The organism is Streptomyces cyanogenus, assembly GCF_017526105.1.
Lineage (GTDB): Bacteria > Actinomycetota > Actinomycetes > Streptomycetales > Streptomycetaceae > Streptomyces > Streptomyces cyanogenus.
Genome location: NZ_CP071839.1, coordinates 6,217,082 through 6,236,747, shown reverse-complemented (window position 1 = coordinate 6,236,747; position 19,666 = coordinate 6,217,082). Strand labels below are relative to the sequence as shown.

Below are 19,666 nucleotides of genomic sequence, written 5' to 3'. Positions count from 1 at the left end.
TCACCTCGCCGCAAAGAGGGACGACTGGGACCGTTCGTTACCGACCAGTGCTACTGGATCGTTGGTACCCGAAACGGGCCGTCCTCACCACCCCTCGCGCGTCCGCTCAGCCGATTCCGACCGAGTCGGACGGGTATCGAGGCGCCCCGAGCCCTTGAAGACCTCGGTGCCGGCCTCGATCCCGGGGATGTACTTGTCGTTCCGCAGCAGATTGCGCCGAACGAGTGCCCGGGTGAGGTCGTCCGGGTTCAGCGTGGCACTGGTGGTGTCACTCACTGGATGGTCACCCTTGCCGAGGGCGTCCACGTCCACCTCAGCCTGCGCGGCCCCACTGCGGCTCGCGCACGTCGGCATCTTGGGTTGAGGGTCCGCAGAGGCGCGACACCGGGAGGGGCCCGGAACCGGAAGGCACCGGTGCCGGGCCCAGTGGAGGCGGACGTGCCCCGTCACCGCTAGCTGACCACGATGATCACGACGCCTCCGTTGTCGAACCGGTGATCGAAGCGATGGTCGAAGCGGTGGTCGAAGCGGTGGTCGAAGCAACGCCAGCCGTGGTGGCCCCAGCACCAGTCGCCGGTGACCTGGGTGGGCACGGCAGGGGCTGCCGCCGAGGCTGTGCCTGCTGCACCGATCGCGGCGCCGCCGGCCATCAGCAGGCCGGCCGCGGACGCCGCGAAGAGGCGCCTCGCGCGTGATGCTCGCATGATGGCCCTCCTTCTTCCCTCAGGGTGCGGCCCTACTTTCCTTACGTCCGCGGAGCCTTTCCGGATTGCCCCGGCGAGAGGGAAACGGAAACGGCCGCAGCCCCCGCACAGTGGGCTGCGGCCGTTCCGTTGCCGACCTGTCCGTGGCAGGTCAGAGCGCGAGACCGGTGAGGACCAGCACGCGCTCGTAGGTGTAGTCCTCCATCGCGAACCGCACGCCCTCGCGGCCCACGCCGGACTGCTTGGCGCCGCCGTACGGCATCTGGTCGGCGCGGTAGGACGGGACGTCGCCGATCACCACACCGCCGACCTCGAGGGCACGGTGGGCACGGAAGGCGACCTGCAGGTCGTGGGTGAACACGCCCGCCTGGAGTCCGTACTTGGAGTCGTTGACCGCGGCGAACGCCTCGGCCTCGCCGTCCACCTTCTGCACGGTGAGGACGGGACCGAAGACCTCCTCGCAGGCGAGGGTGACGCCCGCCGGCACGTCGGTGAGGACCGTCGGCGCGTACGAGGCACCGTCACGGTCGCCGCCGGTGAGGAGCGTGGCGCCCGCCTCGACGGCCTCCTTCACCCAGGACTCGACGCGCTTGGCGGCGTCCTCGCTGACCAGCGGGCCGACGTCGGTCTTGTCGTCGGACGGGTCGCCGGTGACCTGCGCCTCGACGGCGGCGACGATGCGCGGCAGCAGCCGGTCGTACACGGAGGCGTCCGCGATGACGCGCTGCACCGAGATGCAGGACTGACCGCCCTGGTAGTTGGAGAAGGTCGCGATGCGGGTCGCGGCCCAGTCCAGGTCGGCGTCGGAGGCGTAGTCGCCGAGGACGACCGCGGCGCCGTTGCCGCCCAGCTCCAGCGTGCAGTGCTTGCGCGGCACCGAGTCCATGATCGCGTAGCCGACCTTCTCGGAACCGGTGAAGGAGATGACCGGCAGCCGCTCGTCCTGGACGAGGGCGGGCATCTTGTCGTTCGGCACCGGGAGGATGCTCCACGACCCGGCCGGCAGGTCGGTCTCGGCGAGCAGGTCACCGAGGATCAGGCCGGACAGCGGGGTGGCCGGGGCCGGCTTCAGGATGATCGGGGCGCCGGCGGCGATCGCCGGGGCGACCTTGTGGGCGCACAGGTTCAGCGGGAAGTTGAACGGCGCGATGCCGAGCACGACGCCCTTCGGGAAGCGGCGGGTGAGCGCCAGCCGGCCCTGGCCGCCGGCGTCCGTGTCGAGCCGCTGGGCCTCGCCGCCGTTGAACCGGCGGGCCTCCTCGGCGGCGAACCGGAACACGGAGACCGCGCGGCCGACCTCGCCGCGGGCCCACTTGATCGGCTTGCCGTTCTCGGCGGAGATCAGCTGGGCGATCTCCTCGGTCCGCTCGGCCAGCCGCTTGCTGACGTGGTCCAGAGCGGCGGCGCGGACGTGCGCCGGGGTGGCGGCGAACTCCTCGCGGACGGCGTACGCGGCGGCCACGGCCTCCTCGACCTGGGCGTCGGTCGGCACGCCGACCTTGCCGACGAGCCGGCCGTCCCACGGGGAGGTGACGTCGAAGGTGTCCTCGCCGGTGACCTGGCGGCCGGCGAGCCAGAAGGCATGGGTGGAAGTCATGTACGAGTCCCGGCCCTTCCGCGTTGGAGGTGTGCTGCTTGCTTTGCGTGGTCCACGGTAGGGCGGGGGCGGCCGGGGGTCGTTTGTCCGAGTCGTAGCAGTGCACGGACCGGGCACTACTGATTGGACTACTGGGTGGTGCGCCCTACTCCGTGGAGGTCGCCTTCAGGGCGAGCCACAGCTCCATCCGCACGTCCGGGTCGTCCAGGCTGCGCCCCAGGATCTCCTCGACGCGCCGCATCCGGTACCGCAGGGTGTGCCGGTGGACACCCAGGTCGGCCGCGGCGGCGTCCCACTGTCCGTGCCGCGACAGCCACGCCCGCAGCGAGGCGACCAGGTCCCCCCGGCCCGTCGCGTCATGCTCGTGCAGCGCCCGCAACAGCCCGTCGGCGAACGCCTTCACCGCGTCGTCGGCCAGCAGCGGCAGGACGGACCCGGCGGCCAGCTGCTCGTGCTCCACCAGGACCCGGCCCCGCCGCCGCGCCACCGACAGCGCCTGCTCGGCCTGCTTGTACGCCGCTGCCGCCGCGATCGGCCCGGCGGGCGCCGACAGCCCGACGACCAGCGCGTCGTCCTCCACGCGCCCCTGCTCGGGCGCCGCCCGCTCCACTTCCCGCGCCGCCGCGATCGCGGCGCACGCGCCCACCGCGGCGCCCCGGTCCGCGGCCAGCACCACCAGCCGCTCGCCCTCGGGCACCACCAGCACGGCCTCACCGGCACGCGCCGCCGCGGACTCCACGGCCTCGGCGAGTTCGGCCAGCGGTTCGCCCGCCGTACCCGACCCGGACTCGGCCACGATCATCCGGAACGGGGCGTCCAGCAGCCCGCCGTACAGGTCACCGGCGACGGCCCGGGCGTGGTCGGGCTCCCCGGCCAGGAGCATGCGCAGCACCGCCGTACCGACGCGCTGTTCGGCCGCGTGCAGGGAGCGGGAGCGTTCGGTGGTGAGGGTGAGCAGGGCGATGGCGGAGTGGACGGCGTACCGCTCGGCGGTGCCGAGCGCGGCGGCCGTCCCCACGGCGAGCGCGGCGCGCGGGCGCCGGCCGGTGCCGAGGCTGTGCAGCTCCACCCGGTCCTCGTGCTCGGGGCCGCCGACGACGGAGGACGCGGGGGCGGCCCGCTCGCGCAGCCGTTCCACCTCGGTGGTGAGCCGGGCGGCGCGGCGGCCGGCCCACTCGGGCGCGGCGGCGACGACGGCGCCCGAGGCGTCGTACAGCGCGGCCCAGCCGTCGACCTGGGCGGCGAGCACGGTGAGCACGCCCTCGGGGCCGGCGTTCAGCGCCTGCCTGGTCAGCTCGCGCTGGGCGGCGAACCCTGCCGTGACCGCCCGGTACTGGTCGGCGGCGATCGCCGCGGAGACGGCCTTGCTGATGGCGAGGAAGGGAGTGCGGCGGGGGACCTCCAGCAGCGGCAGCCCCTCCTGTGCGCAGGCGTCGACCAGGGCCTCCGGGATCTCCTCGTAGTTGACCCCGACGGCGAACCCCAGCCCGACCACCCCCGCGCCGACCAGCCGCCGCACATACCGCCGCATGGCCTCCGGATCCTCCGCGTCCAGCTTGAGCGCGGTGATCAGGAGCAGTTCGCCGCCCTCCATGTAGGGCACGGGGTCGGCCAGCTCGCTGACGTGCGCCCAGCGGACGGGCACGTCCAGGCGGTCCTCGCCCGCGCGCACGGTCAGCTTGAGCGCGGAGTGGTGGACGAGCGAGGCGAGAGTCGGGGGCATGGGGCCTTCACGGTGAGGGAGATCCGTCGATCCCGGTGATCAATTGGCCGCCGTGTATGAACGGCCTAGCCCGATTCTGCCTCACCGTACGACCCCGCGCTGGCTCCTCACCCCCGCAGGTCCACCAGCAACGGCGGCGCGTGCTCCCCCCGCACGGTGGTCAACGACAACACGGCATGCCCCGGCGGCACCCCATGAGCCAACTCGGAAGCCGACCAGCGCTCCCGCTCGACCTGGCGGACGGTGACGGCGCGCGCGGTGGGCGCCTGTCCGGTGATGACCCGGCGCAGCATGTGCACGGCCTTGCCGGCCGGGGTCTCGGCGATGATCTGCCGGTCGGTGACGTCCCGGGTCTCGGTCCACTCCTTGCCCCACACCTCGGCGAAGTCCTGCCCGTCCCAGGGGGTGAGCCCGGACAGCGCCATCCGGCAGCCGGTGGCACCGAGCAGCGGGCCGCGCAGCGGCCGGGGCACGTCGTCCAGGGTGCGCAGCGTGAGCACCGTGCCGGCGTTGGCGCTGCGCAGCCGCTGGATGCCGCGCACGGCCTCCGGCGTGACGACCCCGGTGGCGTCGTCGAGCAGCAGGCAGGCGAAGAGCGACCGGTCCTCCCGTACCGTCACGGATGCCGTGAACTGGGCGAGCACCAGCCGGGCCAGAATCCGGGAGGCATCTGCGTGACCGCGCTGGGGCAGGTCGATGCGGACCCGTACCGGGTGGTCGAGGGCTCGCAGCGAGAACGGCCGGCTCTGCCCGGAGGTGTCGAAGAAGGCGGCGAAGGCGGGCCGGTCGAGCAGGGCGATCCGGTCGGCGAGGACCGTGCCGACGTCGCCCGGGTGGGCCATCTGCCGCTCCCGGGCGTCGAGTTCCCTGAGCAGCGAGGCGTGCCCGGTGTCGGTCAGGCCCTTGCGCAGCGCGGCCAGCGGGCCGGGGGCGCCGTCGAGCAGCTGCCGCAGCTCCGGCACGGAGGGGAAGCGGTCGTGGACGGCGCGGAAGGGGCCGAGCAGCTGGGCGAGGACGGTGGTGGAGCGGCGGCTGTCGCTGCCCGGGTGCGGGTCGGCGAGGTCGCCGACGAGGGCCTCGGCGAGTATGGCGGCGGCCTCGTCGGGGTCGGTGGTGCCGCCGTAGAGGTCGAGGTCGTAGACGGAATCCGGGTGGCCGACTCGGACGACGACGTCGTAGGCCTCCGCCGGGCCGAGGCCGGCGCCCGCCGCGCCGACCACCACGACCGACGCGCGCCCGGCCAGGGCGTGCAGGCACAGGGACTCCGCGAGCGGCCGGACCACGGCGCCGGTCTTCCCGGAACCGGCCGGGCCGACGGCGAGCAGGGAGGTGCCGAGCAGGTCGGGGCCGAGGGCCAGGCCTGCGCCGCGGTAGTGGTAGGGGTTGCGGGGGTCGTCGGCGGTGGTGCCCAGCCGGACCTGGCCGGTGAGCAGGTCGTGCCGGGCGTGCCGGGCGGGCAGGTCGCGGTCGCCGGAGGGGTGCGGGCAGGCGGCGGCGCCGTCCTGGAGTACGGCTCCGGTGAAGCCGGCGAGGGTGTGCCGGCCGGACCGGACGCTCTGCCAGGCCCGGCTGATCCGCGCGTGATCCACATCCCGCATCAGCCCGGCCCTCGCCTCGGCAGCCAGCCGCTCGGCCGCCTCATACGCCCCGGCCTGCCGCAGCTGGGGCCATTCGGCGGGGTCCTGGTCGGGGGCGGGCGGGGGCGCTGCCGCGGGCGTGGCGGGGCGCCAGGCCCTCGGCCCGTAGCGGCGCCAGACCTCGCCCCAGCGGCCGAGGCGGCCGACGACCAGCAGGATGGCGAGGGCGATGACGGTGTAGTACGAGTACCAGAGGATCGCGTTGCCGACGCGATCGTTGCCCTGGCGCCAGGAGTCGGGGGTGAACAGCTCCAGGGGCAGCACCCACCAGGCACCGAGGTAGCCGTTCCACAGCAGGGACCACACCAGCCAGCCCACGAGGAAGGCGATCAGCGCGCCGCTGATCAGCTGCCGGGCCGGGATCTGCTCGGGCTCCTGTTCGGGGCGGGGGCGGTGCCCGAAGCGCCACACACCCGGGGCGGCTTGCGGACGGGGGGTCCGCAGCCAGGTGAGGAAGGGGGAGCCGTCCGGTTTCGGCGGCGCGCCGGGCGGCACTGAGGGCGCCGGCGGCACACCCTGCGGCATGGGCGGCACCCCCTCCGCCGGTGTCGTCGGCCGTGGTACAGGGTTCGTGTGCGTGCCGCGTGGGATTCGCGTGCTGTCGCTGTCCATCGACCTTGCCCCCTGACCAGCGCGTCCGTCCGCCGTTCCGTCCGTCATCAGCGAGCCAATCTAACGCCCCGGCAAGGGGAGTTCACCGCTTACGTGGCCGCAGGGGGCCGGGCCCGCCCGGGTGGGCTATGTCCACGGCGGACAACGGGAGCCGCCGACAACGCCCACATGGAGCATGCCCACCCCCAGGAACCGGTCTTAGCCTGCGAGAAAAGAAGGTATGCGTCCGAAAACGCACCGCCCGGAACCGCCCGGGACCGCCCGGTACGCAAGATCATCAGGGAGCCCCCATGACCGCACTTCCGCAGGAGCGCCGCGTCGTCACCGCCATCCCCGGCCCGAAGTCGCAGGAGCTGCAGGCCCGCCGTACCGCCGCGGTCGCACAGGGCGTGGGCTCCGTGCTGCCGGTCTTCACCACGCGCGCCGGTGGCGGGATCATCGAGGACGTCGACGGCAACCGGCTCATCGACTTCGGGTCCGGTATCGCCGTGACCTCCGTGGGCGCCTCCGCCGAGGCCGTCGTACGCCGGGCCTCCGCCCAGCTCGCCGACTTCACCCACACCTGTTTCATGGTCACCCCGTACGAGGGCTACGTGGAGGTCGCGGAGGCGCTGGCCGAGCTGACCCCGGGTGACCACGCCAAGAAGTCCGCGCTGTTCAACTCCGGCGCCGAGGCCGTCGAGAACGCCGTCAAGATCGCGCGTGCGTACACCAAGCGGCAGGCCGTGGTCGTGTTCGACCACGGCTACCACGGCCGGACCAACCTCACCATGGCGCTGACGGCGAAGAACATGCCGTACAAGCACGGCTTCGGACCCTTCGCGCCCGAGGTCTACCGCGTCCCCGTCGCCTACGCGTACCGCTGGCCCACCGGCCCGGAGAACGCCGGCCCCGAGGCCGCCAAGCAGGCCATCGACCAGATCACCAAGCAGGTCGGCCCGGACAACGTCGCCGCGATCATCATCGAGCCGGTGCTGGGTGAGGGCGGCTTCATCGAGCCCGCGAAGGGCTTCCTGCCGGCCATCCGCCAGTTCGCCGCCGACAACGGCATCGTCTTCGTCGCGGACGAGATCCAGAGCGGTTTCTGCCGGACCGGGCAGTGGTTCGCCTGTGAGGACGAGGGCATCGTCCCGGACCTGATCACGACCGCCAAGGGCATCGCCGGCGGTCTGCCGCTCGCCGCCGTCACCGGGCGCGCGGAGATCATGGACGCCGCGCACGCCGGCGGCCTCGGTGGTACGTACGGCGGCAACCCCGTCGCCTGTGCCGGTGCTCTCGGTGCCATCGAGACGATGAAGGAGCTGGACCTCAACGGCAAGGCCAAGCGCATCGAGGAGGTCATGAAGGGTCGCCTCACCGCCATGGCCGAGAAGTTCGACATCATCGGTGACGTGCGCGGGCGCGGTGCCATGATCGCGGTCGAGCTGGTCAAGGACCGCGCCACCAAGGAGCCGAACCCCGAGGCCACCGCCGCGCTCGCCAAGGCCTGCCACGCCGAGGGCCTGCTGGTCCTCACCTGCGGCACCTACGGCAACGTGCTCCGCTTCCTGCCCCCGCTGGTCATCGGCGAGGACCTCCTCAACGAGGGTCTGGACATCATCGAGCAGGCCTTCGCGCGCATCTGAGCAGCGGGTCCGCACCTCTGAAGGGCGCCTGCGGCAGGCCGTGTGAAGAACGTGTGCGGGGTGGATGACGGGAGCCGATTCCGTCTGCCCAAGCGCCCCGGCCTGCCGTAGGTTCTCTCCAGATGAGAGATACACCCGCTCACAGGGGACTGTGAACGGACGCCGGGCCGAGGCCTCCCCAGCTTCGACCTGGTCGTGCCCTCGCGCACACAACCGGTGCCTTACGGCTCCGGGATCTCCTCACCGATCGGACGGTCGCCGCCCCAAACCCCCCGGGGCGCGCGACGTTCCGATCCGGACGGCCGCCTCGGAACCACCCCCCCTGTTCCGGGGCGGCCGACCTCCTTCCCCCCTCTCCGGGCCCCGCGTCAGTGGACCCCGGTCCCCGCACTCGACCGGCCTCCGGTGCCGGCCGATGATCTGCGCCGCGCGCGGCGCCGGGTCGCGGGCGCACGGCTGCCAAGCTGTGCACTGTGACAGTCGCCCTTCTCCTCGTCCTCCCGGCCGTCCTGGTCGCGCTCCTCACCTGGCAGGTCGTCGCCGACGGGCCGCTGCTCCGGCTGGACGCGGACGCCAGCCGGGCCCTCGTCCATCCGGACCGGTTCTCCCAGCTCCTCTCCGACCTCGGTGACGTCCGGGTCGCCCTCCCCGTGCTCGCCGTGGCCCTCGGGTACGCGGCCTGGCGGGGCAGGGCCGCCGGGGCCGGGCGGTGGTGGCTGCCGCCGCTCGCCGCGGCCGTGCCGATGGCCCTGGTCCCGGCGGTCGTCGTGCCGCTGAAGGACTGGACCGCCCGGCCGGGCACCCCGGTGGTGCCCCCGGCCGTCGGCTATTTCCCGTCCGGTCACACGGCCACGGCGGCGGTCGCCTACGGCTCGGCGACCCTGCTCCTGCTCCCCTGGCTCCGCTCCCCCGCGGCCCGCCGCTCGCTGGTGGCCGGCTGTGCGGTGCTGGTGCTCGGGGTGTCGTACGGACTGGTCCGGCACGGCTACCACTGGCCGCTGGACGTGGTGGCCAGCTGGTGCCTGTGCACCGTGCTGCTGACCGCCCTGTCCCGGGTGCCGGGCGTCAGCCGAAGTAGCCGTCGAAGGTCTTCTGGAACTCCCAGTTCGCGTAGCGGTCCCAGTTCACCGACCACGTCATCAGACCCCGCAGCGCGGACCAGGTCCCGTGGGTGGCGTACGAGCCGCAGTTCGTCTTCTTCGTCAGGCAGTCCAGGGTCCTGGTGACCTCGGACGGGGAGACGTAGCCGTTGCCCGCGTTCGTCGAGGCCGGCATGCCGATCGCGACCTGGTCGGGGCGCAGCGGCGGGAAGACGTTGCCCGGGTCGCCGGCGACCGGGAAGCCGGTGAGCAGCATGTCGGTCATTGCGATGTGGAAGTCGGCGCCGCCCATGGAGTGGTACTGGTTGTCCAGGCCCATGATCGGTCCCGAGTTGTAGTCCTGGACGTGCAGCAGGGTCAGGTCGTCGCGCAGGGCGTGGATCACCGGGAGGTACGCGCCGCAGCGCGGGTCCTGCCCGCCCCACTTGCCGGTGCCGTAGTACTGGTAGCCGTTCTGCACGAAGAAGGTCTCCGGGGCCATGCTCAGCACGAACTTCGAGCCGTACTTGGCCTTGAGGGTCTTCAGGGCCGAGATGAGGTTCACGATCACGGGCGTGGTGGGGTTCCTGAAGTCCGTGTCGTTCGTGTCGAGCGAGAGCGAGTGGCCCTCGAAGTCGATGTCCAGGCCGTCGAGGCCGTAGCTGTCGATGATCTTCGACACCGAGGAGACGAAGGTGTCGCGGGCCGCGGTGGTGGTCAGCCGGACCTGGCCGTTCTGGCCGCCGATCGAGATCAGCACCTTCTTGCCCGCCGCCTGCTTGGCCTTGACGGCCGCCTTGAACTCGGCGTCGCTCTCCACGGCCGGGCACTCGGTGACCGGGCAGCGGTTGAAGCGGATGTCCCCGGAGGTGACCGAGGTGGGCTCGCCGAAGGCCAGGTCGATGACGTCCCAGCTGTCGGGTACGTCGGCGAGGCGCGTGTAGCCGGCGCCGTTGGCGAAGCTCGCGTGGAGGTAGCCGACGAGGGCGTGGGCGGGCAGGTCCGACGGGCCGCCGCCGGTGCCCGCGCCGGTCGTGGCCGTGACGACCGCGGACTTCGCGGACTCGCCGGCGGCGTTGACCGCGGCCACCTGGAAGCCGTACGCCGTCGAGGCCGCGAGACCGGACACGGTCGCCTGCGTGCCGGTCACCGTCTGGACCCGGGCCCCGTCGCGGTAGACCGCGTAGCTCGTCGCACCGGTCACCGCCGACCAGGACAGGCCGACGGAGGACGAGGTCACGGAGGTGGTCTTCAGGCCGGTCGGGGCGGCGGGCGGCTGTCCGGTGCCGCTGCCGCCGGGGCCGACCAGGGTGATGTCGTCGGCCTGGTAGGCGCCGGTGCCGTACCAGCCGTGGGTGTAGATGGTGACCTTGGTGGTGGAGGCTCCGGTGCGGAAGGTGGTGCTCAGTCTCTGCCAGTCGGGGGCGGACTGGGTCCAGGCGGAGACGTCGGTGGTGCCGGTGCCGTTCGCGCCGAGGTAGACGTAGGAGCCGCGGACGTAACCGGCCAGGGTGTACTGCGCGTCGGGCTGGACGGTCACCGTCTGGGAGCACTGGGCGTTGTCACTGCCCGCCGGGGTGGCCTGCAGCGCGGAACGTCCGCTGTGCACCGGTGAGTCGACCGTCGTACCGGCCGTGCAGGTCCAGCCGGTCAGGCCGGACTCGAAGCCGCCGTTGACCGCGACGTCCGCGTCGGCCGCACGGGCGGCCGACGAGAGCGCGGTGACACCGGGCACGGCGAGCAGCGCGGCCGTGAGCGCGGCGAGGACGGATCTGGGACGTCGGGCGCGGTCCACAAGGGCCTCCGGGATCTGGGGAGTTGGCGGGGCGGAGCGCACACAACTTGGTCCAGACCAATCCTCTTGTCAAGACGTCCGGGCGCTACCCGTCCCGGAACCTCCGCCTCGCCGGCCCCGCGGCCGCCTCGTGCATCGCCAGTTCCAGCAGCGCCGGGTCGGTCAGCGTGCCCGAGCCGTCCGGCGGCACGAGCCAGCGCACACCGCGGGCCGCCCGGCCGGGATGCGGTACGACGATCCAGGTGCCGGCCCCGGCGGTGCGGATGCCGGTGCCGAGCCAGCGGGCCGCGGTGCCCGGGGGTACGAAGAACCCGACCCGGTTGTCGCCGAAGTCGGCGAGCACCGGGCCGGGCCGGCCGAGGACGCGGGTGAGTACGTCCAGGGTCGGGTAGCCGAGGTCACCCGGCAGGATCAGGACGTCCCACGCCTTGCCGGCGGGCAGCAGGGCGACCCCGAGGGGGTTGCGCTCCCACTCCCAGCGGCAGGCCTCGGGGTCCGGTGCGACGGATGCCAGCCATTCGACCGCCGTCTTCGCCCCAGTCATGAAGAAGCCTCCCTCTCGCTCGTGGACGCGGGTGCGTCACGAGGGAGAGGGAGGCCTGCGGCCGGCATTACGCGGGTTCCGGGCGCCCGTTCGGGTGACCTGCCGCGCACCCACCGCCGTCCGGAGCGTCAGCCGGCGGCCGGGTCGGTGTCGGTCGGGGTGACGTCAGCGGCGGGATCCTGCACCTGCTGGTCCTGGGGAGCCGGAGCCTGGTCGTCCTGGGCCTGCTGGTCGTCCTGGGTCCCCTGATCCTGCTGCTGGTCCTGCTGGTCCTGCTGGTCCTGCTGGCCAGGGGCCTGCTGGTCATCCTGGGGCTGCTGATCCTGGTCCTGCTGGCCGTCCTGGGTCGCCGGATCCTGCTGCTGGTCCTTCTGAGTCTTCTGGTCCTGCTGGTCCTGCTGAGTCTTCTGCTGGTCCTCTTGAGTCTGCTGGTCCTCCTGAGTCTGCTGGTCCTCTTGAGTCTGCGGATCCTGGTCCTTCGTGCCGGGGTCGGGCTTGTTCGGATCGGGCTTGTCGGGATCCGGCTGGTTCTGATCGGGCTTGCCCGGGTCCGGCTTGTCCGGTGTCTGCTTCCAGTGGTCCGTGTCGTCGTGGTCCCGGTCCTTCCAGCGGTCCTTGTGCTCGTGGTGCCAGAAGTAGTGGAAGTCGCGGTGCGAGTCCCAGAAGTAGTACCGGTACTGCTTGATCACGATGTAGAAGCACTCGTGGTCGTCGTCCCAGTAGTACTTCCGCTTCTCCACCCAGCAGTAGAACTTCTTGTGCTTCTTCCAGTGGGACGACTTGTGCTTCTCCCAGCAGTAGAGCTTGACGTGCTTGCCGGGATGCTGCGCAGCCGTGCCCGCCGCCGGAGCCTGCGGCATCGGCGCCGCCGTCGCCGTGGCGGCCGGCAGGATGACACCCCCGGTGACGAAGGCGGCCGAGGCCGCCGCGGCCGCCAGGCCCAGCCGGCGCTTGGGACGGGCTGTGTCGTACGTGCGAGTCGCGTGGGTCATGAGAACTCCTGCTGGTCCGGTACGGAAGTCGGTGCCTCGCGGTGAGGCCGTGCTTCCAGTACGCCGGAACCGGGCAGCAAGGTCATGCTCCGGGATCTCGTGGCTTGACGGCGCCGTGGGAAACGCGTACAAGCCCCCCTCAGCTGTCGAAGCCCAGCCCCAGCCGGTCCATCGTCCGCAGCCACAGGTTCCGCCGGCCCCCGTGGGCGTCCGCGCGGGCCAGCGACCACTTGGTGAGGGCGATACCGGTCCAGGCGAACGGCTCCGGCGGGAACGGCAGCGGCTTCTTGCGGACCATCTCCAGCTCGGTCCGCTCGGTGCGCTCCCCGTCCAGCAGGTCCAGCATCACGTCCGCGCCGAACCGGGTCGCGCCGACGCCGAGCCCCGTGTAGCCCGCCGCGTAGGCCACCCTGCCCTGGTGGGCGGTGCCGAAGAACGCCGAGAACCGGGAGCAGGTGTCGATCGCGCCGCCCCAGGCGTGGGTGAAACGGACGCCCTCCAGCTGCGGGAAGCAGGTGAAGAAGTGGCCCGCGAGTTTGGCGTAGGTCTCGGGCCGGTCGTCGTACTCGGCGCGGACCCGGCCGCCGTAGGGGTAGATCGCGTCGTAGCCGCCCCACAGGATGCGGTTGTCGGCGGACAGCCGGAAGTAGTGGAACTGGTTCGCCGAGTCCCCGAGGCCCTGTCTGTTCTTCCAGCCGATCGAGGCGAGCTGGTCGGCGGTGAGCGGCTCGGTCATCAGCGCGTAGTCGTAGACCGGGACGGTGTACGAGCGCACGCGGCGCAGCAGGCTCGGGAAGATGTTGGTGCCGAGGGCGACCCTGCGGGCGCGGACGGCGCCGTACGGGGTGCGTACGGTCATCCCGGCGCCGTAGCTCTTCAGGGTCAGGGCGGGCGTGTGCTCGTACACCCGCACCCCGAGCTTCAGGCAGGCCTTCTTCAGGCCCCAGGCCAGCTTGGCCGGGTGCAGCATGGCCACGCCCCGGCGGTCCCACAGGCCCGCTTCGAAGGTGGGCGAGTTCACCTGCTCGCGCACGGCGTCGGCGTCCAGGAACTCGATGCCGTCCGCGAGCCCCTGGTCCGTCATCTTCCGGTGCCAGTCGCGCAGTTCCCATGCCTGGTAGGTCTCGGTGGCGACGTCGATCTCACCGGTGCGTTCGAAGTCGCAGTCGATGCCGTGCCGGGCGACGGCGGCCTCGATCTCGTCGAGGTTGCGCCGGCCCAGCTCCTCCAGCGTGTGGATCTCGTCGGGCCAGCGGGCCAGGCCGTTGGGCAGGCCGTGGGTGAGGGAGGCGGCGCAGAAGCCGCCGTTGCGGCCCGAGGCGGCCCAGCCCACCTCGCGGCCTTCCAGCAGGACCACATCGCGCTGCGGGTCGCGCTCCTTGGCGTTGAGCGCGGTCCACAGTCCGCTGTAGCCGCCGCCGACGACCAGCAGGTCGCAGGTCTCGGCGGAGGTCAGGGCGGGCTCGGCGTGCGGCTTTCCGGGGTCTTCCAGCCAGTACGGGACCGGCTGGGCTTCGGAGAGAGAGGCGATCCAGTTGTCTTTGCCACGGCTCATGGCGCTTGGGGCCATGATTTCAACTCCCTACAGAGGACGTTCCCGAAAAGGGCTAGGCCTTTTGCTTGTTCCGGCGATTGTTGATGACCATCGAGGCCAGGACGAACAGCACGGCGACGAGGAACATGGCCGTACCGATCACGTTGATCTGGACGGGCGTTCCGCGCTGCGCCGACCCCCACACGAACATCGGGAAGGTGACGGTCGAACCGGCGTTGAAGTTGGTGATGATGAAATCGTCGAAGGAGAGCGCGAACGACAGCAGCGCGCCCGCGGCGATCCCGGGGGCCGCGATGGGCAGGGTGACCCGCAGGAAGGTCTGCACGGGCCCGGCGTACAGGTCCCGGGCGGCCTCCTCCAGACGCGGGTCCATCGACATCACGCGTGCCTTGACGGCGGTGACGACGAAGCTCAGACAGAACATGATGTGGGCGATCAGGATCGTCCAGAAGCCCAGCTGGGCGCCCATGTTGAGGAACAGGGTGAGCAGCGAGGCGGCCATGACGACCTCGGGCATCGCCATCGGCAGGAAGATCAGCGAGTTGACGGCGCCGCGCGCGCGGAAGCGGTAGCGGACCAGCGCGAAGGAGATCATCGTGCCGAGGATCGTGGCGCCGACCGTGGCCCATACGGCGATCTGGAGGCTGATGGACAGCGAACCGCACATGTCGGCGACGCCGCAGGGGTCCCTCCAGGCGTCCGTGGAGAACCGCTGCCATTCGTAGTTGAAGCGCCCCTTCGGCTGGTTGAAGGAGAACACCGTGACGATGACGTTCGGCAGCAGGAGATAAGCGAGCGTCAGCAGTCCGGCGATGACGACCAGACGGCGCTTGAGCCAGTTGACGAAGGGCATTTAGACCAGATCCTCCGTCCCGGACCGGCGGATGTAGAACGTGACCATGGCCAGGATCGCGGCCATGAGGATGAAGGACAGGGCCGCGGCCGTCGGATAGTCCAGAATCCGCAGGAACTGCGTCTGGATGACGTTGCCGATCATGCGGGTGTCGGTGGAGCCGAGGAGTTCGGCGTTGACGTAGTCACCGGCCGCCGGGATGAAGGTCAGCAGGGTCCCGGAGACCACGCCCGGCATGGACAGCGGGAAGGTGACCTTGCGGAAGGTGGTCCACGGTCTGGCGTACAGGTCGCCGGCCGCCTCGTGCAGCCGCCCGTCGATCCGCTCCAGCGAGGTGTACAGCGGCAGGATCATGAACGGAAGGAAGTTGTACGTCAGGCCGCACACCACCGCGAGCGGGGTGGCGAGGACGCGGTCGCCGGCGGTCCAGCCGAGCCAGCTGGTGAGGTCCAGGATGTGCAGCGAGTTCAGCGTGTGCACGACCACGCCGTTGTCGGCGAGGATCGTCTTCCAGGCCAGGGTGCGGATCAGGAAGCTGGTGAAGAACGGCGCGATCACCAGGACCATGATCAGGTTGCGCCAGCGGCCGGCCCGGAAGGCGATGAGGTAGGCCAGCGGGTAGCCGAGCAGCAGGCACAGCACGGTCGCGGCGGCGGCGTAGAACACGGACCGCAGGAACTGCGGCCAGTACGCGGACAGCGCGTCCCAGTAGGTCGCGAAGTGCCAGGTGACCTTGTAGCCCTGCTCCAGGGAGCCCTGCTGCACGGAGGTGGAGGCCTGGTAGATCATCGGCAGCGCGAAGAAGACGATCAGCCAGAGCATGCCGGGCAGCAGCAGCCAGTAGGGGGTGAACCGGCCACGCCTGCGCGGGGGCTTCTGCGCGGGTTCCGCGGGGGCGAGAGGCGGAGGCGCCTCGGAGAGCGTGGACATCAGGCGGCGACCTCTTCCTCGGTGCCCGCGTCGATGTCCTGGGTCGCGTCCAGGCCGAAGGTGTGGGCCGGGCTCCAGTGCAGGACGACCTCGGCGCCGGGGACGAGCCGGCCGTCCCGCTCGACGTTCTGGACGTACACCGCCAGCTCGTCACAGACCGGGCTGTCGATGACGTACTGAGTGGAGACGCCGATGAAGCTGGCGTCGGCGATCCTGCCGGTGAGGCGGTTGCGGCCCTCCGGGACGTCCCCCGCGTCGTCGGCGTGCGTGAGGGAGATCTTCTCCGGGCGGATGCCGACCAGCACCTTGCCGCCGGCCGTCGTCGCGGCGGAACATCGCGCCTGGGGCAGCACCAGCTTGCCGTCGCCCGCCCTGAGCACGATGTCGTCGCCGTTCTTCGTGTCGACCTCGGCCTCGATGAGGTTGGAGGTGCCGAGGAAGTTCGCGACGAAGGTACTCTGCGGGTTCTCGTACAGGTCGGCCGGCGAGCCGAGCTGCTCGACCCGGCCCGCGTTCATCACGGCGACCGTGTCGGCCATGGTCATGGCCTCCTCCTGGTCGTGCGTGACGTGCACGAAGGTGATGCCGACCTCGGTCTGGATGCGCTTGAGCTCCAGCTGCATCTGGCGGCGCAGCTTCAGGTCCAGGGCGCCGAGCGGCTCGTCCAGCAGGAGCACCTTCGGGTGGTTGATCAGGGCGCGGGCCACGGCGACGCGCTGCTGCTGGCCGCCGGAGAGCTGGTGCGGCTTCTTGCGCGCCTGCTCGCCCAGCTGGACCAGCTCCAGCATCTCCTCGACCTGCTTCTTCACGCTCTTGAGGCCGCGCCGGCGCAGGCCGAAGGCGACGTTCTCGAAGATGTCGAGGTGCGGGAAGAGGGCGTAGGACTGGAAGACCGTGTTGACCGGCCGCTTGTACGGCGGCAGGTGGGTGACGTCCTGGTCGCCGAGGCACACGGTCCCGGAGGAAGGTTCCTCCAGGCCGGCGATCATGCGCAGGGTGGTGGTCTTGCCGCAGCCGGAGGCGCCGAGCAGGGCGAAGAAGGAGCCCTGGGGCACGGTCAGGTCCAGCGGGTGTACGGCGGTGAAGGCGCCGTAGGTCTTGGAGATGCCGGCGAGGCGGACGTCGCCGCTGTTGTCCGGTGTCGTCTTCATCGTCGTCACGCCCCTGTGAGCTTCGCGAACTTCGCTTCGTAGGCCGTCTCTTCCTTCTGGCTCAGGGAGCGGAAGGCATGGGACTTCGCCTGCATGGCCTTGTCGGGGACGATCAGCGGGTTGTCCGCCGCGTCCTTGTCGATCTTCGCAAGGTAGGGCTTCACACCGTCGACCGGCGTCACGTAGTTGATGTACGCGGCGAGTGCGGCGGCCTGCTCGGGCTCGTAGTAGAAGTCCATGAGCCGCTCGGCGTTCGTCTTGTGCCGCGCCTTGTTGGGGACGCACATGTTGTCGGTCGACGTCATGTAGCCGCTGTCCGGGATGACGAAGTCGACGTCCGGGCTGTCCGCCTTGAGCTGGACCACGTCGCCCGCCCAGGCGACGCAGGCCGCGAAGTCGCCCTTGGTCAGGTCGGAGGTGTAGTCGTTGCCGGTGAAGCGGCGGATCTGGCCCTTGTCGACGGCCTTCTGGAGGCGGGCGATCGCCGCGTCGAAGTCGTCGTCGGTGAACTTCGCCGGGTCCTTGCCCATGTCGAGCAGGGTCATGCCGATGGAGTCCCGCATCTCCGACAGGAAGCCGACGCGCCCCTTGAGCCTGGGGTTGTCGAGAAGGTCGGAGACCGACCTCACCTCGATGCCGTCGAGCGCCTTCTTGTTGTAGGCGATGACGGTGGAGATGCCCTGCCAGGGGTACGAGTACGCCCGCCCGGGGTCCCAGTCGGGGTTGCGGAACTGGGCCGAGAGGTTGCTGTACGCGTGCGGGAGGTTCGACGGGTCGAGCTTCTGCACCCAGCCGAGGCGGATCAGCCGGGCGGCCAGCCAGTCGGTGAGGACGATGATGTCCCGGCCGGTGTCCTGGCCCGCGGCGAGCTGCGGCTTGATCTTGCCGAAGAACTCGTTGTTGTCGTTGATGTCCTCGGTGTAGTTGACCGTGATCCCGGTCCGCCGGCGGAAGGTGTCGAGCGTCGGGTGGTGCTTGCCGCTGTCGTCGACGTCGATGTACTCGGTCCAGTTGGAGAAGTTCACCCTCTTCTCCTGGGCCGAGTGGTCCTGGGCGGAGGTGCCGCCCTGGGTCCTGCCCGCCGCGGGGATGCCGCAGCCGCTCAGCGCGCCGAGGCCGCCGGCCGCGAGCGCGCCGCTCGCGGAGGCCCGCAGCAGCGACCGACGGGTCAGGGCGGCCCTGCCGTTCCGCAGGCTGCGCCGCATGGCGGCCACTTGCGGCGGGGTCAGGCGGTCGGGCTCGTAGTGCTCCATGCGCGTGGTGCCCTTTCGGGAGGGATCGGCCTGGTCGGTGGCCTGGTCGGTCTCTAGCGGTCCCCGAAGACGGTGCGGTGCCAGTCCTTCTCGGCCACCGCGGTGTTGTCGAACATTACGTGTTTGACCTGCGTGTACTCCTCGAAGGAGTAGGACGACATGTCCTTGCCGAAGCCCGAGGCCTTGTAGCCGCCGTGCGGCATCTCGCTGATGATCGGGATGTGGTCGTTGACCCAGACGCAGCCCGCCTTGATCTCGCGGGTGGCCCGGTTCGCGCGGTAGACGTTCGTGCTCCACGCGGAGGCGGCGAGGCCGTAGGGGGTGTCGTTGGCCAGCCGGATTCCCTCATCATCGCCGTCGAACGGCCGTACGACCAGTACGGGGCCGAAGATCTCCGACTGGACGATCTCGCTGTCCTGGGCCGCGTCGGCGATCAGTGTGGGCCGGTAGTAGGCGCCGTCCTTCAGGTCCCCCTGCGGGGCCTCGCCGCCGGTGACCACGCGCGCGTAGGCGCGCGCCCGGTCGACGAAGGCGGCGACCCTGTCGCGCTGGGCGTGCGAGATCAGCGGGCCGAGGTCGGTGCCGGGCGCGAACGGGTCGCCGAGCCGGACCGTCTCCATCAGGGCGGCCGTCCGCTCCACGAACGCCTCGTACAGCGGGCGCTGCACGTACGCGCGCGTGGCGGCCGTGCAGTCCTGCCCGGTGTTGATGAGCGCGCCCGCGACCGCCCCGTGCACGGCGGCCGTCAGATCGGCGTCGTCGAAGACGACGAAGGGCGCCTTGCCGCCCAGCTCCAGGTGCAGCCGCTTGACGGTGGCGGTGGCGATCTCGGCGACGCGCCTGCCGACGGCGGTGGACCCCGTGAAGGAGGTCATGGCGACGTCGGGGTGCCCGACGAGGTGTTCGCCGGCCTCCTTCCCGGCGCCGGTGACAATGTTGATCACCCCGTCCGGGATGCCCGCGTCCGTGGCGGCCTGCGCGAACAGCAGTGAGGTCAGCGGGGTCAGCTCGGCGGGCTTCAGCACGATGGTGTTGCCCGCGGCGACCGCCGGGAGGATCTTCCAGGCGGCCATCTGGAGGGGGTAGTTCCAGGGCGCGATGGAACCGACGACTCCGATGGGCTCGCGCCGGATGTACGACGTGTGGTCGCCCGAGTACTCACCGGCCGACTGCCCCTGCAGATGCCGGGCGGCGCCCGCGAAGAAGGCGGTGTTGTCGATGGTGCCCGGCACGTCGAACTCGCGGGTGAGCTTCAGCGGCTTGCCGCACTGGAGGGACTCCGCGCGGGCGAACTCCTCGGCGCGGTCGGCGAGCACGGCGGCGAACCGGTGCAGGGCGTCCGAGCGCTCGCCCGGGGTGGCGGCGGCCCAGTCCGGGAACGCGGTGCGCGCGGCGGCGACGGCCGCGTCGACGTCGTCGGTGCCGGCCAGCTCGTAGGTGTACACCTCCGCGCCGGTGGCGGGGTCGATCACGGCGTGACGGCGGCCCGAGGTGCCCTTGGCCGGCCGGCCGGCGATGAACTGCGCGCCGTCCGCGAAACGGTCCTGTGCGGGAAATCGTTCCGGGGTGGCGCTGCCCGGGTTGTGCATGTCGCTCTCCTCCGCCGTGCACCCCGT

15 protein-coding genes and 1 pseudogene are annotated in these 19,666 nt (G+C 71.3%); 2 read left to right on the top strand and 14 right to left on the bottom strand.

The window, feature by feature from the left end:
* Positions 1-84 precede the first annotated feature (84 nt).
* The 5 genes from S1361_RS28230 to S1361_RS28210 form a co-directional block, all read right to left on the bottom strand.
* Positions 85-306 carry a hypothetical protein gene (locus tag S1361_RS28230; protein WP_243769327.1) on the bottom strand — a complete coding sequence of 74 codons (222 nt, stop codon included), beginning with the start codon at positions 304-306 and terminating at the stop codon, positions 85-87.
* Positions 307-452: 146 nt separating this feature from the next.
* Positions 453-704, bottom strand: coding sequence for a hypothetical protein (locus S1361_RS28225; RefSeq protein WP_208034716.1), 252 nt, complete (start codon positions 702-704; stop codon positions 453-455).
* Between the two features lie 151 nt (positions 705-855).
* Positions 856-2,301, bottom strand: coding sequence for an aldehyde dehydrogenase family protein (locus S1361_RS28220; protein ID WP_208034715.1), 1,446 nt, complete (start codon positions 2,299-2,301; stop codon positions 856-858).
* A 145-nt stretch (positions 2,302-2,446) separates the two neighbouring features.
* Positions 2,447-4,024 carry a PucR family transcriptional regulator gene (locus tag S1361_RS28215; RefSeq protein WP_208034714.1) on the bottom strand — a complete coding sequence of 526 codons (1,578 nt, stop codon included), beginning with the start codon at positions 4,022-4,024 and terminating at the stop codon, positions 2,447-2,449.
* Between the two features lie 107 nt (positions 4,025-4,131).
* Entirely contained in the window at positions 4,132-6,273 is a 2,142-nt protein-coding gene (locus tag S1361_RS28210; protein ID WP_208034713.1) for an ATP-binding protein, read from the bottom strand.
* Positions 6,274-6,563: 290 nt separating this feature from the next.
* Between S1361_RS28210 and gabT the strand changes: the two genes are divergently transcribed.
* Both gabT and S1361_RS40080 read left to right on the top strand, forming a co-directional pair.
* Positions 6,564-7,898 carry a 4-aminobutyrate--2-oxoglutarate transaminase gene (gene gabT, locus S1361_RS28205; RefSeq protein WP_208034712.1) on the top strand — a complete coding sequence of 445 codons (1,335 nt, stop codon included), beginning with the start codon at positions 6,564-6,566 and terminating at the stop codon, positions 7,896-7,898.
* A 743-nt stretch (positions 7,899-8,641) separates the two neighbouring features.
* Positions 8,642-8,896, top strand: a pseudogene (locus tag S1361_RS40080) (phosphatase PAP2 family protein); the annotation flags it as partial.
* Between the two features lie 67 nt (positions 8,897-8,963).
* Here S1361_RS40080 and S1361_RS28195 read toward each other — a convergent pair.
* The 9 genes from S1361_RS28195 to S1361_RS28155 form a co-directional block, all read right to left on the bottom strand.
* Positions 8,964-10,772 (bottom strand): chitinase, encoded by a 1,809-nt coding sequence (locus tag S1361_RS28195; RefSeq protein ID WP_208034711.1) that lies wholly within the window; start codon positions 10,770-10,772, stop codon positions 8,964-8,966.
* A gap of 85 nt (positions 10,773-10,857) precedes the next feature.
* Positions 10,858-11,316 carry a hypothetical protein gene (locus tag S1361_RS28190; protein WP_208034710.1) on the bottom strand — a complete coding sequence of 153 codons (459 nt, stop codon included), beginning with the start codon at positions 11,314-11,316 and terminating at the stop codon, positions 10,858-10,860.
* Positions 11,317-11,444: 128 nt separating this feature from the next.
* Positions 11,445-12,308, bottom strand: coding sequence for a hypothetical protein (locus S1361_RS28185; RefSeq protein ID WP_208034709.1), 864 nt, complete (start codon positions 12,306-12,308; stop codon positions 11,445-11,447).
* Positions 12,309-12,447: 139 nt separating this feature from the next.
* On the bottom strand, positions 12,448-13,878 hold the full coding sequence (locus S1361_RS28180; protein ID WP_208034708.1) for an NAD(P)/FAD-dependent oxidoreductase: 1,431 nt from the start codon (positions 13,876-13,878) through the stop codon (positions 12,448-12,450).
* Between the two features lie 37 nt (positions 13,879-13,915).
* Positions 13,916-14,716 (bottom strand): ABC transporter permease, encoded by an 801-nt coding sequence (locus S1361_RS28175; RefSeq protein WP_208034707.1) that lies wholly within the window; start codon positions 14,714-14,716, stop codon positions 13,916-13,918.
* Positions 14,717-15,646, bottom strand: a complete 930-nt coding sequence (locus S1361_RS28170; RefSeq protein ID WP_208034706.1) for an ABC transporter permease — start codon at positions 15,644-15,646, stop codon at positions 14,717-14,719.
* Positions 15,646-16,806 (bottom strand): ABC transporter ATP-binding protein, encoded by a 1,161-nt coding sequence (locus S1361_RS28165; protein WP_208034705.1) that lies wholly within the window; start codon positions 16,804-16,806, stop codon positions 15,646-15,648. The genes S1361_RS28170 and S1361_RS28165 overlap by 1 nt, the downstream gene beginning before the upstream one ends.
* Entirely contained in the window at positions 16,803-18,050 is a 1,248-nt protein-coding gene (locus S1361_RS28160; protein WP_208034704.1) for a polyamine ABC transporter substrate-binding protein, read from the bottom strand. Before S1361_RS28160 ends, S1361_RS28165 begins: the two co-directional genes overlap by 4 nt.
* A 53-nt stretch (positions 18,051-18,103) precedes the next feature.
* Positions 18,104-19,639 carry a gamma-aminobutyraldehyde dehydrogenase gene (locus S1361_RS28155; protein WP_208034703.1) on the bottom strand — a complete coding sequence of 512 codons (1,536 nt, stop codon included), beginning with the start codon at positions 19,637-19,639 and terminating at the stop codon, positions 18,104-18,106.
* Positions 19,640-19,666 lie beyond the last annotated feature (27 nt).

Bases quoted from the DNA above. Each gene is read 5' to 3' on its own strand.
- S1361_RS28225 (WP_208034716.1), bottom strand. From the start codon at position 704: ATGCGAGCATCACGCGCGAGGCGCCTCTTCGCGGCGTCCGCGGCCGGC.
- S1361_RS28220 (WP_208034715.1), bottom strand. From the start codon at position 2,301: ATGACTTCCACCCATGCCTTCTGGCTCGCCGGCCGCCAGGTCACCGGC.
- S1361_RS28215 (WP_208034714.1), bottom strand. From the start codon at position 4,024: ATGCCCCCGACTCTCGCCTCGCTCGTCCACCACTCCGCGCTCAAGCTG.
- S1361_RS28210 (WP_208034713.1), bottom strand. From the start codon at position 6,273: ATGGACAGCGACAGCACGCGAATCCCACGCGGCACGCACACGAACCCT.
- gabT (WP_208034712.1), top strand. From the start codon at position 6,564: ATGACCGCACTTCCGCAGGAGCGCCGCGTCGTCACCGCCATCCCCGGC.
- S1361_RS28190 (WP_208034710.1), bottom strand. From the start codon at position 11,316: ATGACTGGGGCGAAGACGGCGGTCGAATGGCTGGCATCCGTCGCACCG.
- S1361_RS28185 (WP_208034709.1), bottom strand. From the start codon at position 12,308: ATGACCCACGCGACTCGCACGTACGACACAGCCCGTCCCAAGCGCCGG.
- S1361_RS28180 (WP_208034708.1), bottom strand. From the start codon at position 13,878: ATGGCCCCAAGCGCCATGAGCCGTGGCAAAGACAACTGGATCGCCTCT.
- S1361_RS28175 (WP_208034707.1), bottom strand. From the start codon at position 14,716: ATGCCCTTCGTCAACTGGCTCAAGCGCCGTCTGGTCGTCATCGCCGGA.
- S1361_RS28170 (WP_208034706.1), bottom strand. From the start codon at position 15,646: ATGTCCACGCTCTCCGAGGCGCCTCCGCCTCTCGCCCCCGCGGAACCC.
- S1361_RS28160 (WP_208034704.1), bottom strand. From the start codon at position 18,050: ATGGAGCACTACGAGCCCGACCGCCTGACCCCGCCGCAAGTGGCCGCC.
- S1361_RS28155 (WP_208034703.1), bottom strand. From the start codon at position 19,639: ATGCACAACCCGGGCAGCGCCACCCCGGAACGATTTCCCGCACAGGAC.